13 protein-coding genes and 1 tRNA gene are annotated in these 14,452 nt (G+C 56.8%); 9 read left to right on the forward strand and 5 right to left on the reverse strand.

The features are described from left to right. Positions 1 to 313: 313 nt before the first annotated feature. Positions 314 to 400, reverse strand: a tRNA-Leu gene (locus M0G74_RS17865). 140 nt (positions 401 to 540) lie between these two features. Here M0G74_RS17865 and queA point away from each other — a divergent pair. The 4 genes from queA (at position 541) to secF (ending at position 5,821) form a co-directional block, all read left to right on the forward strand. Next, positions 541 to 1,596, forward strand: a complete 1,056-nt coding sequence (gene queA / locus M0G74_RS17870) for a tRNA preQ1(34) S-adenosylmethionine ribosyltransferase-isomerase QueA (protein WP_248220120.1) — start codon at positions 541 to 543, stop codon at positions 1,594 to 1,596. A 43-nt stretch (positions 1,597 to 1,639) separates the two neighbouring features. After that, positions 1,640 to 2,773, forward strand: coding sequence for a tRNA guanosine(34) transglycosylase Tgt (gene tgt / locus M0G74_RS17875; protein ID WP_248220121.1), 1,134 nt, complete (start codon positions 1,640 to 1,642; stop codon positions 2,771 to 2,773). 167 nt (positions 2,774 to 2,940) lie between these two features. Continuing rightward, complete coding sequence (gene secD / locus M0G74_RS17880; RefSeq protein WP_248220123.1) at positions 2,941 to 4,809, forward strand: protein translocase subunit SecD; 1,869 nt, start codon at positions 2,941 to 2,943, stop codon at positions 4,807 to 4,809. A gap of 10 nt (positions 4,810 to 4,819) precedes the next feature. Beyond that, positions 4,820 to 5,821: a protein translocase subunit SecF gene (gene secF / locus M0G74_RS17885; RefSeq protein WP_248220125.1), complete on the forward strand. Its 1,002-nt coding sequence runs from the start codon at positions 4,820 to 4,822 to the stop codon at positions 5,819 to 5,821. 254 nt (positions 5,822 to 6,075) lie between these two features. On the opposite strand, the gene M0G74_RS17890 is transcribed toward secF, so the two are convergent. The 4 genes from M0G74_RS17890 to pyrC form a co-directional block, all read right to left on the reverse strand. Then, positions 6,076 to 6,273: a hypothetical protein gene (locus M0G74_RS17890; RefSeq protein WP_160153076.1), complete on the reverse strand. Its 198-nt coding sequence runs from the start codon at positions 6,271 to 6,273 to the stop codon at positions 6,076 to 6,078. 221 nt (positions 6,274 to 6,494) lie between these two features. Next, complete coding sequence (locus M0G74_RS17895; protein ID WP_248220126.1) at positions 6,495 to 7,445, reverse strand: PHB depolymerase family esterase; 951 nt, start codon at positions 7,443 to 7,445, stop codon at positions 6,495 to 6,497. A gap of 106 nt (positions 7,446 to 7,551) precedes the next feature. After that, the gene (gene rnt / locus M0G74_RS17900; RefSeq protein WP_160153078.1) at positions 7,552 to 8,217 is read right to left on the reverse strand and encodes a ribonuclease T; all 666 of its coding nucleotides are present in this window, start codon (positions 8,215 to 8,217) and stop codon (positions 7,552 to 7,554) included. Between the two features lie 98 nt (positions 8,218 to 8,315). Beyond that, positions 8,316 to 9,344 carry a dihydroorotase gene (pyrC, locus tag M0G74_RS17905; RefSeq protein ID WP_248220174.1) on the reverse strand — a complete coding sequence of 343 codons (1,029 nt, stop codon included), beginning with the start codon at positions 9,342 to 9,344 and terminating at the stop codon, positions 8,316 to 8,318. 360 nt (positions 9,345 to 9,704) lie between these two features. On the opposite strand from pyrC, the gene M0G74_RS17910 reads away from it, so the two are divergent. From M0G74_RS17910 to ccoP, 5 genes are all read left to right on the forward strand, one after another. Continuing rightward, positions 9,705 to 10,925 carry an argininosuccinate synthase gene (locus M0G74_RS17910; protein WP_248220128.1) on the forward strand — a complete coding sequence of 407 codons (1,221 nt, stop codon included), beginning with the start codon at positions 9,705 to 9,707 and terminating at the stop codon, positions 10,923 to 10,925. A gap of 144 nt (positions 10,926 to 11,069) precedes the next feature. Continuing rightward, complete coding sequence (gene ccoN, locus M0G74_RS17915) at positions 11,070 to 12,530, forward strand: cytochrome-c oxidase, cbb3-type subunit I (RefSeq protein ID WP_160153081.1); 1,461 nt, start codon at positions 11,070 to 11,072, stop codon at positions 12,528 to 12,530. A gap of 12 nt (positions 12,531 to 12,542) precedes the next feature. Continuing rightward, positions 12,543 to 13,160, forward strand: a complete 618-nt coding sequence (gene ccoO / locus M0G74_RS17920; protein WP_248220130.1) for a cytochrome-c oxidase, cbb3-type subunit II — start codon at positions 12,543 to 12,545, stop codon at positions 13,158 to 13,160. A gap of 13 nt (positions 13,161 to 13,173) precedes the next feature. Further along, positions 13,174 to 13,398, forward strand: a complete 225-nt coding sequence (locus M0G74_RS17925) for a cbb3-type cytochrome c oxidase subunit 3 (RefSeq protein ID WP_160153083.1) — start codon at positions 13,174 to 13,176, stop codon at positions 13,396 to 13,398. Continuing rightward, entirely contained in the window at positions 13,395 to 14,303 is a 909-nt protein-coding gene (ccoP, locus tag M0G74_RS17930; RefSeq protein WP_201276948.1) for a cytochrome-c oxidase, cbb3-type subunit III, read from the forward strand. The genes M0G74_RS17925 and ccoP overlap by 4 nt, the downstream gene beginning before the upstream one ends. Positions 14,304 to 14,452 lie beyond the last annotated feature (149 nt).

The following is a 14,452-nucleotide window of genomic DNA, read 5'->3' on the forward strand; positions in this document are numbered from 1 at the left end:
CCCCATGTGAGAGTAGGTCATCGTCAGGTTTCTATTCAAAAGCCCTGATCGCTTCGCGGTCAGGGCTTTTTTCATTGTGGTTTGCTCCACCGATCGAGCATAAAAAAGCCCCGGGCGCGCAAGCACTCGGGGCTTTTTATTGGCAGATAACGGCCGCGTGGTTGGGGTAAGTAGCTTCGGTGCCAGCTGCCCGAGGCCGGACTGATCACATTGGCGTAGCCGATGTGCCCCTGCGAGGGCCTTCGGCGTCCCAATCGCTGGCGCGGTTGGTCGAACCGAGTGCCGGTGCTCGCGCAATCAGGGCTTTTTTGTTTGGTACCAGAGGCCGGACTCGAACCGGCACGCTTTTAAGGGCGGGGGATTTTGAATCCCCTGTGTCTACCAATTTCACCACTCTGGCATTGTCGGTAACCGGCTTTCAGCTCGGCTCCGAGAGGACGATGATTATAGCGATGCGCGAGTGGCGGTCAACAGGATTTGGCGGCGGGAGCGGTTTCCGTTACTCTTCGCGGCCAATCAATAAGCACCTAGACTGATGTAATGCAACGCCAGGACTTTCATTTTGATTTGCCAGAATCGCTCATTGCCAAAGCGCCAACTGCTGAGCGCCGTGGCAGCCGATTGCTGTGCCTCGATGGGGCTAGTGGGGAGGTCAGCCATCGACAGTTTGCTGACTTGCCCGGGCTGATACAGCCAGGGGACCTGTTGGTCTTTAACGATACCCGGGTCATTCCAGCGCGTCTTTTCGGCCGGAAGGCCAGTGGTGGAAAACTCGAGATTCTGATTGAGCGGGTGCTCGACGAACGACGTGCCCTGGCGCATATTCGTTCAAGCAAGTCACCCAAGCCGGGCAGTGAAATTCTTTTGGAGAATGACCTGGCTCTGCAAATGACCGCGCGCCACGATGCACTGTTTGAGTTGCTGTTCCCAGAGCCCGGCGTGCTGGAAATTCTGGAAACCCTTGGGCATATGCCGCTGCCTCCCTATATTGACCGCGCGGATGATGATACCGATAAAGAGCGCTACCAGACTGTGTACAGTCGCAATGCCGGCGCGGTGGCTGCGCCCACGGCCGGACTGCACTTCGATGAAGCGATGATTGAAGGGCTAAAGGCTCAGGGCGTTGAGACGACCTTTGTAACCCTCCATGTGGGAGCGGGGACTTTTCAGCCGGTGCGGGTAGATAATATCCACACTCACAAGATGCATACGGAAATTCTGGATGTGTCCGAGGACGTCTGCACCGCTGTTGCAGACTGCAAAGCCCGCGGAGGCCGGGTTATCGCTGTGGGTACTACCAGTGTGCGTGCACTGGAAAGCGCCGCCCGCTCGGGTGAACTGATACCGACACAGGGTGAAACGGATATCTTCATTTACCCTGGTTATGAATTCAAAGTGGTTGATCGCCTGATTACCAACTTCCACCTTCCTGAATCGACCTTGCTGATGCTGGTCAGCGCATTTGCTGGTTATGGCAACACGATGCAGGCATATAAAAAAGCGGTTGATCAGAAGTACCGATTCTTCAGCTATGGGGATGCGATGCTGATTGAGCGGAATCCAGCGGTGGACCCGAGTGAAGTGGGGCACGTGTGACCCGTAAACTAAATACACAAAAAGTTCTATTGAGGAGGTCATCGTGAGCCGCCAGTGTTTTATGAAGTTTGAGCTGGATACGACGGACGGCAAAGCTCGTCGCGGGCGGCTGCAGTTTCCTCGCGGAGTGGTAGAAACTCCGGCATTCATGCCGGTAGGTACTTATGGCACGGTAAAGGGAATGCTACCGCGGGATGTGGAGGCAATCGGTGCGCATATTATTTTGGGCAATACTTTTCACCTGATGTTGCGACCGGGCACGGAGGTGATTAAAGCCCATGGTGATCTTCATGATTTCATGCAGTGGCAGGGTCCGATCCTCACAGACTCCGGTGGCTTCCAGGTGTTTAGCCTGGGGCAGATGCGGAAGATCAGTGAGGAAGGGGTATCCTTCAAGTCTCCGGTAGATGGCAGTCCGGTGTTTGTAGGCCCGGAAGAGTCGATGCAGGTTCAGAAGGATCTGGGATCCGATGTCGTGATGATTTTCGATGAGTGCACGCCTTATCCCGCCACCCCGGATGAAGCGCGCAAGTCCATGGAGCTTTCACTACGCTGGGCCAAACGCTCCAAAGACGCACACGGGGATAGCCCTTCGGCGCTGTTCGGCATCGTGCAGGGAGGTATGTATCCGGAGTTGCGTGATGTTTCCCTGGCCGGGCTCACCGAGTTGGAGTTTGATGGCTATGCGATCGGCGGCCTGTCGGTTGGTGAGCCCAAAGATGAAATGATCAAGGTGCTCGATCACCTTGCCTACAAAATGCCGGCAGATAAACCGCGCTACCTGATGGGTGTGGGCAAGCCGGAGGACATCGTGGAGGCGGTGCGCCGGGGCGTCGATATGTTTGACTGTGTTATGCCCACCCGCAATGCCCGCAATGGCCATCTGTTCACATTTTCCGGGGTGGTGAAGATCCGCAATGCCAAGCATCGCCACGATACCGGACCGTTGGAAGAGGGGTGCGATTGCTATACCTGCGAAAACTTCTCGCGCAGCTATTTGCACCATTTGGACAAATGCGGCGAAATCCTCGGCTCTCAACTGAATACGATTCACAACCTGCGCCACTATCAGCGTCTGATGCAGAATTTGCGTGATGCCATCTCCGAGCAGAAGCTGGATGCGTACGTTGAGACTTTCTACAAGGGACTGGGTCGGGAAGTTCCTCCTCTGGGGTAAGTGGAGGTTGTGTGGATTTGTGCCAACTTCCTATCCCCGTATAATCAGCTCCCAATTCTGACCGGCGGCTCCGCTCCGGCTTGCAATCGGTATGTGCCGCCCGCATATGGTCAGTTATTGCAATAAAATGCGCTCGCCAGGCGGGCCGGTCCAAAAATGAGAAAAGCATGAATCGCTATCCCCTCTGGAAATATCTCCTGATCCTGATTATTGCCGGACTGGGGCTGCTGTATGCGGCACCTAACCTTTATCGCCCCGACCCTGCGGTGCAGATTTCCGGTCAGTCCAGCCTTCTTAAGGTTGATCAAAATGTGCTCAATAAAGCGCAGAAAGCGTTGGACGAGGCTGGCATTTCCTATTTTGGGGGCGAGGTCCAGGACAAGTCAGTCCTATTGCGACTGAAATCAATGGAAGAGCAGCTGCCAGCCAAGCGTGCTATTCAGGAATTCCTGGGGCATGGCGACTATGTTGTGGCTCTGAACCTGGCGCCGACCACGCCGACGTGGCTTTCCGATCTGGGGGCTAGCCCCATGAAGCTCGGTCTGGACCTGGCTGGCGGTGTGCACTTCCTGATGGAAGTGGACACCAACTCTATCGTTAAGACCAATATGGAAGGTTACGTTTCTGACGTTAAATCCAAGCTCCGTGGGGCTAAAGCGCGTTACCGCAGTGTCGAGTTGGAAGACGACCGCGAAATCGTAGCCCGTTTCCGCAGTGAAGATCTTCGCAGCCTGGGTATGCGGACTTTGCGCAAGGAGTTCCCAACCCTGCAGCTGACTGAAGCCGGCAGTGGTGGCAACCTGGAGATTCGCGCCACGCTGTCTGAGCAGGAAATCAAGCAGCTGGAAGATTACGCCGTTACCCAGAACTTGACGACGTTGCGCAACCGGGTGAATGAGCTGGGTGTCGCTGAACCGATTGTCCAGCGCCAGGGGCGCAACCGTATTGTGGTTGAACTGCCCGGTGTACAGGACACGGCAGAAGCCAAACGGATTATCGGTAAGACCGCAAACCTCGAGTACCGCATGGAAGCCAAGCCCGATGCGCTGGTGACCAATAAAGAGTACTTCGAGTATCGTGACGAGCAGGAGCGTGCGGCCTACGGCGGTGCGTGGCTGGAGCGCAAGATCATCATTTCCGGCGAGCGTGTGACCGATGCGCGAGTTGGCTATGACGAGAGTGGTTTTCCTCAGGTGAATATCACCCTGGACTCCCGCGGCGGTGAAATGATGCACCGGGCAACCTGGAAAAACGTCGGCCGCCGTATGGGTACCCTATTTGTCGAGAGCCGTTTCACGCCCGAGAAACAGGTGGATGCGGAAGGCAATGAAGTGATTGTCCAGAAGCGCACCGACGACAAGAAAATCATCAGCCTGGCGACGGTCCAGAGCCCTCTGGGGCGCCAGTTCCGTACCACAGGCCTGGGTAGCCCCGCTGAAGCGCAGGAGTTGGCGCTGTTGCTCCGCTCCGGTGCTCTGGCGGCACCCATGTACTTCGTGGAAGAGCGGGTCATCGGCCCATCCCTGGGGGCCGACAACATCAAGGTTGGTGTGACTTCTGTACAGATCGGCCTGCTGGCTGTTGTGCTGTGTATGTTGATCTTCTACCGCGTGTTTGGCTTGGCGGCGAATATCGCACTAGCGGTCAACCTGGTATTGCTGGTCGCGGTGATGTCCATTCTGGGGGCTACACTGACGCTCCCCGGTATCGCCGGTATGGTGCTGACGATCGGTATGGCGGTGGATGCCAACGTGCTTATCTTCTCCCGAATAAGGGAAGAGTTACGCAACGGGCTATCGCCGCAGTCAGCAATTAGTGCCGGTTTCGACAACGCCTACAGTGCGATCGTGGACGCGAACATCACCACGTTGATCGTGGCGGTGATTTTGTACGCGATTGGCTCCGGGCCGGTGCAGGGCTTTGCCGTGACACTTTCCATCGGGATCCTGACCTCCATGTTCAGTGCGATCATGGGAACCCGAGCATTGATCAACTTGTTCTACGGCGGTCGCCGCGTACAGAAACTCTGGATTTAAGGGGACGGTGATGAGTAAAACTACAGAAGAGAACGGAAAAATCACCGAATATATGGGCAAGCGCGTGTACGACTTCATGCGCTGGCGCAAGCTGGCGGCGGCGGCCTCGCTGCTGCTGGTCATTGCCTCGATCGTGGCCTTGGGAATGAACGGCCTCAAGCTGGGGCTGGACTTCACCGGCGGTACCCAGATCGAGGTGGGCTATGAAAAGGCCCCGAAAATTGAAGATGTGCGCAGTCAGTTGGAACAAGCGGGCTTCAGCGGTGCCGCGGTGGTGCGATTTGGTTCTGACAGCGAGCTGTTGATCAAGCTGCCCCCGGAAGTCGCAGAGAAGCAGGCAAAGCAAAATGCCCGCGACGCTGAGGCAACCGATTCCATTGGTGACGAAGTGGTAAGCGCTTTGCGCCAGCATAGCGATGGTCGAATTGACCTGCGCCGCGTCGAAATGGTCGGCCCGCAGATCGGTGAAGAGCTGCGTGACGATGGCGGACTGGGAATGCTGTTTGCCCTGGCGGTAGTCATGGCTTACGTCGCTCTGCGGTTTCAGTACAAGTTCGCAGTTGGCGCTGTAGTGGCCTTGATTCACGACGTGATAATTGTTCTTGGATTCTTTGCCATTTTCCGCCTGGACTTTGACCTGACAGTACTGGCTGCCGTATTGGCGGTTATCGGCTACTCGATCAACGACACCATCGTGGTCTATGACCGGGTGCGGGAAAACTTCCGCAAGGTGCGCCAGGCTGAGCCCGCTGAAATCATCAATATTTCCATGAGTCAGACCCTGAGCCGTACCTTCATGACCTCATTTACCACCTTGCTGGTGCTCTGGGCGTTGCAGTTCTTCGGCGGAGAGCTGATCCATAACTTCTCCCTGGCACTGATTGTGGGTGTTGTGATCGGTACTTTCTCATCGGTGTACGTTGCCGCCAATATTCTGATGGCAATGAATACGACCAAAGAAGATCTGATGCCGCCGGTGAAAGAAGGTGCAGAGCAGGATGAGATGCCATAAGGGCATGGTGCATTAACTAGGATGCATTCACTAAGAAGCGGGGGTTTCCCCGCTTTTTTTATGTCTGGGAAAAGCACCAGAAAAAGCGCGAAAAAAGGGGCGTAACTGGGGTGTAATTGGGGGGGGGCGGCGAAGTACGAGTATAAAGCCCGTTGCTTGCGCGGTAGACAAGTCGTGAAGCGGGGCCTGGTGCCTGAAAGGCCGCGAGGAGAGGAAAAGAGCGCGGCGGCAGCTCGCTGCCGCGACGAGCGCTATCAGGCGCGAGGTTTTTTGCCGAGCGTGATGTGCTTGGGACCGGAAGTGTTTGTCTGGCCGCTCACCCCTTTGGGTACCTGCTCGATTTTCCCGCCGTTTTGGAGGAAAGCCTGAACCTGTGCTTCGATTGATTCACGTGACTCAGGAGATACAGTTTCCTTACCGCGCTTGCTTGTGCTGGATGCTTTTTTAGCCACAATTCAGTCCAATTTATGTATGAACGGCAGATATTACCACAAGTTGTGCAAAAAATCACCCGTCCGGACTGGCCGTTCCCGGGGTGACTGGCGGTGCCCGGGAGCGACCGCAAAAGCCTGAAAAATCAGGCGTTTGCGGGTTGGGATTTGCGGGTTGGGACTTGCCGGTTGAGAGGGGCTTCGCATGTGGCCCCGGTGGGTTGGGCGGGAGCGCCCTGGGCTCAGCGCTCGACGCGCTGGTTGTGAGCGATGAAGTACTGCGCCAGATAGCGGGCGTAATTGATGTCCGCATTGTTGATATAGCTACCACTGGCCCCTTCGCCGCCAGACCAGGAGTGATCGACACCGTCTAGCCATAGCATGGAAACGCGGCCGTCCCGCCACAGGGTTTCCGTTGCCGTGCGCTCGCCCTCACTGAGCGTTTTGGTGTCAGTGACCCGCTCCACCCCGTAGACGCCCGCCATACCCTCAGCATTCTGGGTGTTGTAGCAGTCATCGACCACGTTGTCGTTGGTGCCATGGGCGATGGATGCCACTTGGGTCTTGAAGTGGCTGGCATAGCTTCTCGCATAGCTGTTGCAGCGACTTGCAACATCTGCCTTTTCGCAACTGCGAATGGCTCCGGCGGGGCTGGTGCCTATGCTGGGTCCGGCGCTGATTCCCATGCCGGCGAAAACGTCCGGGGCGATACAGGCCGCGGTGTTGGCGAAGACCGCACCAGACGAAAGTCCTGCGATATAGACCTGATTGGGATCGATGCCCCGGTCGCTGTCACCGCTCATTGAGTGCGCCAGGCTGATCAGGTTCTTGTAGTCGCCAGCGGTGCGGGATCTATCGTCCTGCCAGTAAGCCCAGCAGTTGTAGCCTGCCTTGTTCATGGCATCGGGTACTGCGACTACCATACCGAATTCGTCGGCCGCGACTTCGAGGTTGGCAGAGAGATACGCGTCGATAGATTGGGTACACCCGTGCAAGACCACCAGTAGTGACTTGCCATCGCCGATGGGGGAGTTGGTATCTGGGGTGTAGATGTGGACCTTGTCGAAGCCACCGACGGAAACGTTGTGTTGCCAACTGCCAGCGCTGGCTGCGGTCGCGCCTACGACCAGGGACAGCCCGAACGACAGTGCGAGTGAGGCGCGGAGGATTCCGCGCGGGTTAAATTGAAGCATCGCTTTCCCCGCTGATTTTTATTGGACGTCGCCCCAGCCTAGCGGGGCGGAATAGCGGTGCCTATGCGACCAAGGTCGCAAAAGGCCCCGGTCGGGGAAAACCGGTTTAACTGGCGGGGTTTTCCGGGGCTGGTAGTGGCCAGCCGCCAAGGTCGCGCCAACGGTTGACGATGCCGCAGAACAGCTCGGCCGTCTTCTCCGCATCGTATTCCGCGGAGTGGGCACTGCTGTTATCGAAGGGGATGCCCGCAACCTGGCAGGCTTTGGCCAGAACGGTCTGGCCATAAGCGAGGCCGGCAAGGGTGGCGGTGTCCATGCAGGAGAAGGGGTGGAAGGGGTTGCGTTTCACGCCACAGCGCTCCACGGCCGCATTGATGAAACCCAGGTCGAAGTGGGCATTGTGGGCCACCATGATGGCCCGGGTGCAGCTGTGGTTTTTGATGGCGCGGCGGATCTGGCGGAACATTTCCGGCAGCGCAATCTCCTCCGGCCAGGCGTCACGTTCCGGGGACTCCAGGTCAATGCCGATAAAGTCCAGCGCCGACTGCTCGATATTGGCGCCTTCGAAGGGCTCGATATGGAAACTGTGGGTTTCCTCCGGGTAGAGGGTGCCCTCATCGTCCATATTCAGGATCACCGCCGAAACTTCCAGCAGGGCATCGGTGCGCGCGTTAAAGCCGCCAGTCTCCAGGTCGAGCACGACGGGCAGGAAGCCGCGAAATCGCTGTGCTAAAGGACTTTTGGGGCCGGTGGGCTCTTCTGCTGGTGTCACGGGGGTTCCTGAGGGTCAGTCGTTAAATCGGTCGGGTTATGAGCAGGGGCTATTCCATTGTCGCTAGGTCGCTAGCCCCTGGGATTTCTGTATCGGCGTCAGGCAAGGCGCCAATTCAGGGTTTCGCCGGCGGCCAGGGGAATCAGGGATTCCGATCCCATGGGCAGGCCGCTGGGCAGTGTCCAGGATTCCCGCACCAGGGTGATGGTGTCGCTATTGCGCGGCAGTCCGTAAAAGTCGGGGCCAAATTCGCTGGCAAAGCCTTCCAGTCTTTCCAGTTTGCCGGCGCGCTCAAAGGCTTCCGCGTAAAGCTCTATGGCGCTGAAGGCGGTATAGCAGCCAGCACAGCCGCATGCGGCTTCTTTTTTCCCCTGAGCATGAGGGGCCGAGTCAGTGCCGAGGAAAAACTTCGGGCTGCCGCTGGTGGCCGCTTCGATCAGGGCATTTTGGTGAAAGCCGCGCTTCAGGATGGGCAGGCAGTAATAGTGGGGGCGGATGCCGCCCACCAGCATATGGTTGCGATTGTACAGCAAATGGTGCGCGGTAATGGTGGCGGCCACCCCGTCACGGGCCTTACCGACAAATTCGGCGGCCTGGGCGGTGGTGATATGTTCGAGCACAATCTTCAGGGTGGGGAAGTCATTCACTACCGGGCCAAGGATATTCTCAATGAATACCCGCTCGCGATCGAAAATGTCGATATCGCTGGTGGTGACCTCTCCGTGCAGCAGCAGCTTCATACCGCAGGACTGCATGGCTTCCAGTGCGGGATAGATGTTGCGGATATCGGTAACACCGGAATCGGAATTGGTGGTGGCACCAGCAGGGTAGAGCTTGGCTGCGACGACCCCGGCGGCGTGTGCCTGCTGCACCATTTCGGGGGTGGTGTTGTCGGTCAGGTAGATCACCATCAGCGGGGTAAAGTTGCCGCCCTCAGGCACTGCCGCCTCAATGCGGGATTTGTAGGCCAGGGCCTCTTGCGCCGTCACCACTGGTGGTACCAGGTTGGGCATAATGATGGCGCGACGAAACTGCTTGGCGGCGTCGCCAACCGTGCGTGGCAGGGCTGCGCCATCGCGTAAATGAATGTGCCAGTCGTCAGGCGCGCGCAGGGTAATTTGCTGCAAGGACTCCACCGAATATCTCCTCCCGGATTGAACGCGGCGCCGATGCTACCCGAAGCGCCAAAAAATTGCGAAAACTGCGGCAAACGCCTCATAGATCGACAGATTGAATATAAAGTAAACAAGGGTTGCTGGTTGCTTAGTAGCCAACCTGACGACCCCATTTCTGGTGCTAGTCGTAGACGTTTCTAGGCGCTACAATCGCGCCCCGAAAAAAGCGGGCTATCCGCTATTCCTGGGCACACATCCAAAAATAAATCCCCCAGAACGAGATTTTCACCGGTGCACCGCCCCTGTGGGCCTGCGTGTATCTGTGGATGTTGGCTTCCCCCTCCAGCAGGGGCCACTATACAGAGGATAGTAATGAGCAAGATCGATAAGGTGGTATTGGCGTATTCTGGCGGGCTCGACACCTCGGTGATCGTGCGCTGGCTACAGGACACCTACGGATGTGAGGTGGTTACCTTTACTGCCGATATCGGTCAGGGCGAAGAGGTGGAGCCCGCGCGCGCCAAGGCGGAAGCGTTGGGTGTCAAAGAAATCTACATCGATGACCTGCGCGAGGAGTTTGTACGGGATTACGTGTTCCCGATGTTCCGCGCCAACACCATCTACGAGGGTGAGTACCTGCTCGGTACTTCCATCGCCCGTCCGCTCATTGCCAAGCGCCTGATCGAAATCGCCAACGAGACCGGTGCCGATGCCATTTCCCACGGTGCTACCGGTAAAGGTAACGACCAAGTGCGCTTCGAGCTGGGTGCCTACGCACTGAAGCCGGGTATTCAGGTTATCGCCCCCTGGCGCGAGTGGGACCTGAATTCTCGCGAAAAGCTCATGCAGTACTGCGAGCAGCACAAGATCCCGGTCGATTTTTCCAACAAAAAGAAAAAGTCGCCTTACTCCATGGATGCAAACCTGCTTCATATCTCCTATGAAGGCGGTGTGCTCGAAGAGCCGTGGGCTGAAGCGGAAGAGGATATGTGGCGCTGGAGTGTCAGTCCGGAGGCGGCACCGGATGCGCCTACCTATATCACTCTGCAGTTTGAGAAGGGTGACCCGGTTGCCATTGATGGCGAACGCCTGAGCCCGGCGACCTTGCTGGAAAAACTCAACAAGCTCGGCGGTGCCAACGGTGTTGGTCGCCTGGATATCGTGGAAAACCGCTATGTGGGCATGAAGTCTCGCGGCTGCTACGAAACCCCCGGCGGCACCATTCTGATGAAGGCACACCGCGCCATCGAGTCCATCACTCTGGATCGTGAAGTAGCGCACCTCAAAGATGAGCTGATGCCGCGCTACGCGAAACTCATTTACAACGGCTACTGGTGGTCTCCCGAGCGCCGCATGCTGCAGGCCGCCATCGACGAGTCACAATCGGTCGTCAATGGTGAAGTGCGCCTGAAACTGTACAAAGGCAGCGTCACTGCAGTGGGCCGTCGTTCTGAAGACAGCCTGTTTGATGAGCGCATTGCCACCTTTGAAGACGATGCTGGCGCCTATAACCAGAAAGATGCCGAAGGTTTCATCAAATTGAATGCCCTGCGGCTGCGAATTGCCGCAGGTAAAGGCAGAGACTTGATCTAAATCAGCCAGAAGCGGCGATTGAAGCGTTTAAATCGTCGTTTCTGTGCCCGCCCGGTCTACCGTGAAGGGTATAGCCGCTACTTTATTGGCGAGTTCCCTCGCGTTTGACGGAAACGAATCTTAAAAAGCAACGGAAGTTACACAATGACGACAACGGTGGCAGAGGCCGGCAAGTTGCCGGACTATGACTACAACATTGTGCGCCAGTTCACCATCATGTCGGTGGTCTGGGGCATTGTTGGAATGGGTGTCGGCGTATTGATCGCCGCACAGTTGGCGTGGCCAGCCCTCAACGATATCTGGCAGCCCTTTACGCACTTTGGTCGTCTGCGTCCATTGCATACCAACGCGGTAATTTTTGCGTTTGGCGGCAGCGTGCTGTTTGCGACTTCTTATTATGTCGTGCAGCGGACCTGTCAAACCCGCCTGTGGGGTGGCTGGCTGATCCCGTTCACCTTCTGGGGTTGGCAGGTAGTGATCCTGGCGGCTGCGATTACTCTGCCGCTGGGTTACACCTCCAGTAAGGAGTACGCCGAGCTGGAATGGCCGATTGATATTCTGATTGCTCTGGTTTGGGTCGCTTACGCAATAGTGTTTTTCGGTACTATCGCCAAGCGCAGAACCTCGCACATTTATGTAGCCAACTGGTTCTTTGGTGCCTACATCATCACCATTGCGGCGCTGCATATCGTCAATAACCTGGAAGTTCCGGTTTCCCTGTTCAAGTCCTACTCCATCTATTCCGGTACCAAGGATGCGATGATCCAGTGGTGGTACGGCCACAACGCGGTAGGCTTCTTCCTGACGGCCGCCTTCCTCGGCATCATGTATTACTTCGTGCCCAAGCAGGCGGGCCGCCCGGTTTATTCCTACCAGCTGTCCATCGTGCACTTCTGGGCGCTGATCTCCATCTACGTATGGGCCGGTGGCCACCACCTGCATTACTCCGCGCTGCCGGACTGGACCCAGAGCCTGGCAATGATCATGTCCGTGATTCTGCTGGCACCTTCCTGGGGCGGCATGATCAACGGCATCATGACCCTGTCCGGTGCCTGGCACAAACTGCGCACCGACCCGACCCTGCGCTTCCTGGTGGTGTCTCTGTCCTTCTACGGTATGTCTACCTTTGAAGGCCCGATGATGTCCATCAAGACCGTAAATGCGCTGTCACACAACACCGACTGGACTGTGGGCCACGTACACTCCGGCGCCCTGGGTTGGGTTGCGATGATCTCCATTGGTGCCCTGTACCACCTGGTTCCGGTACTGTGGAATCGCAAGCAGATGTACAGCGTGAGCCTGATCAATGCGCACTTCTGGCTGGCTACTGTCGGTACTGTGCTCTACATCGCCGCCATGTGGGTGAACGGTATTACCCAGGGTCTGATGTGGCGCGCCTTTAACGCCGACGGCACCCTGACTTATAGCTTCGTGGAAAGCGTGATCGCGAGTCATCCGGGCTACATCGTACGTTGGCTGGGTGGTGCTTTCTTCCTGACCGGTATGTTCCTGATGGCGTACAACGTGTTCCGCACCATTACCGACGAGCCGAAAGAGTCTGAAGTGCGTCACGACGAAAACCTGCCCGTCGCGAAGAATGTATAAGGGGAATCGATCGTGAAGAATCATGACATTGTTGAAAAGAACATCGGGCTGATGATCGTGCTGACCGTCATCGCGATCAGCTTTGGTGCCCTGGTGGAAATTGTTCCCCAGTTTTTTACCTCCAACAATAACGAGCCACTTGCCGGTCTGAAGCCGCTTGGCGCGGTTGAGCTGGAAGGTCGCGACATCTACATCCGCGAAGGCTGCCACGTTTGCCATACGCAAATGGTGCGTCCGCTGCGCGCAGAAGTAGAGCGCTACGGCCACTACTCCATGGCTCAAGAGCATGTATATGAGCACCCATTCCTGTGGGGCTCCAAGCGGACCGGTCCGGATCTGGCGCGTGTGGGTGGTCGTTACTCGGACGAGTGGCACCGCGCACACCTTTATGATCCCCGCAATGTGGTCCCGGAATCCATCATGCCGTCTTACCCCTGGTTGTTTGACAACGTGGTAACCGGTGAACACACCGCGAGAAAGATGCGAGCGCTGCGCTCTGTCGGGGTGCCGTATACCGATGAAGATATTGCCAATGCAGGCAAGCCGTTCGTCGGTGGTCGGGTCACCGAAATCGATGCGCTGGTCGCTTACCTGCAGCAGCTGGGTATCCTGGTACAGCAGAAACGCTAATCGGGGGTAACCAGTGGATATCAATATTCTGCGGCAGATTGCAGTAGTACTCGGGGCCCTGGCGTTCCTTGCTATCTGCTGGTGGGCCTTTTCCCCAAAGCGCAAACAGCGCTTTGAGGAAGATGCCAAGCTGCCGTTCGCGGATGAACAACAAACTTCTGACAAGGCCGCTCACAAGAGCGAAACCAGTACCGGCGATGCGGCCGGTGAGAAACAGGAACAGGGGCAGGACAAATGAGTACATTTTGGAGTGTTTGGGTAATTGTGCTCACCCTCGCCAATCTTGGATTGGTAACTTGGGTTCTTTTCGCAAACCGCAAAGTTGCGGTAAACGACCAGGACGATCCGGAAAACCGCACCACAGGCCATGTGTACGACGGCATTGAGGAGTACGACAACCCACTGCCCAAGTGGTGGTTCCTGTTGTTCGTGCTGACGCTGGTATTCTCCGCCATTTACCTGGTGATTTACCCGGGTATGGGTAACTTCAAAGGGGTCGCTGGCTGGACCTCCGTGGGTGCACTGAAAGCCGATCAGGCCAAGGCCCAGGCAGAATTCAAAGAGTCTTTCGGCCAGTACGTAGACATGCCGCTGGAGAAAATTGCTGAAAGTCGTGAGGCCCTGAAAATGGGTGCGCGGATTTTTGCCAACAACTGCTCGGTTTGTCATGGCGCGGACGGTGGTGGCAATTACGGCTTCCCGAATCTGACCGACAGCGACTGGCTTTATGGTGGTACTCCGGAGAAGATCCTCGAAACCCTGCATAACGGCCGTCAGGGCCTGATGCCTCCGCAAGGCCCGATTATCGGTGAAGAGGGCGTGAAAAATGCTGCGGAATACGTTCTGGCAATGAACGGACTGGAGCATGATGCGGCGATGGCAGAGCAGGGCAAGCAGGTCTTCGGTACTGTGTGTATGGCTTGTCACGGCGCGGACGGCAAAGGTAATCAAGCGCTGGGTGCGCCGAACCTGACCGACAATATCTGGCTCTATGGTGGTACTCGCGAGGAAATCCAGCACACCATTCGCGGTGGTCGTAGCAACCATATGCCGGCTCAGAAAGAAAAACTGCGCGAAGACAAAATTCGTCTGGTAGCAGCCTATGTCTACAGCCTGTCTCGTCAGGATGAAGTTCAGCAGTAAGGATTTGCGCTGAATAGGAAGTAGCGTTGAGTGGTGGTTGATCACCGGCAAGCGATTGCCCGGTGCCACCACTCAATTCGCCGGGAAGGGCGCCGCAGGGAAGAAGAACAAGCCTCATTGCATCAACTGCAGTCACGCCCGAACCGCTT

Source organism: Microbulbifer sp. CAU 1566 (genome assembly GCF_023156515.1).
Taxonomy (GTDB): Bacteria; Pseudomonadota; Gammaproteobacteria; order Pseudomonadales; family Cellvibrionaceae; genus Microbulbifer.

Excerpts from the sequence above, each read along its gene's own strand:
- queA (WP_248220120.1), top strand. The coding sequence starts at position 541 with ATGCAACGCCAGGACTTTCATTTTGATTTGCCAGAATCGCTCATTGCC.
- secD (WP_248220123.1), top strand. The coding sequence starts at position 2,941 with ATGAATCGCTATCCCCTCTGGAAATATCTCCTGATCCTGATTATTGCC.
- secF (WP_248220125.1), top strand. The coding sequence starts at position 4,820 with ATGAGTAAAACTACAGAAGAGAACGGAAAAATCACCGAATATATGGGC.
- M0G74_RS17895 (WP_248220126.1), bottom strand. The coding sequence starts at position 7,445 with ATGCTTCAATTTAACCCGCGCGGAATCCTCCGCGCCTCACTCGCACTG.
- M0G74_RS17910 (WP_248220128.1), top strand. The coding sequence starts at position 9,705 with ATGAGCAAGATCGATAAGGTGGTATTGGCGTATTCTGGCGGGCTCGAC.
- ccoN (WP_160153081.1), top strand. The coding sequence starts at position 11,070 with ATGACGACAACGGTGGCAGAGGCCGGCAAGTTGCCGGACTATGACTAC.
- ccoP (WP_201276948.1), top strand. The coding sequence starts at position 13,395 with ATGAGTACATTTTGGAGTGTTTGGGTAATTGTGCTCACCCTCGCCAAT.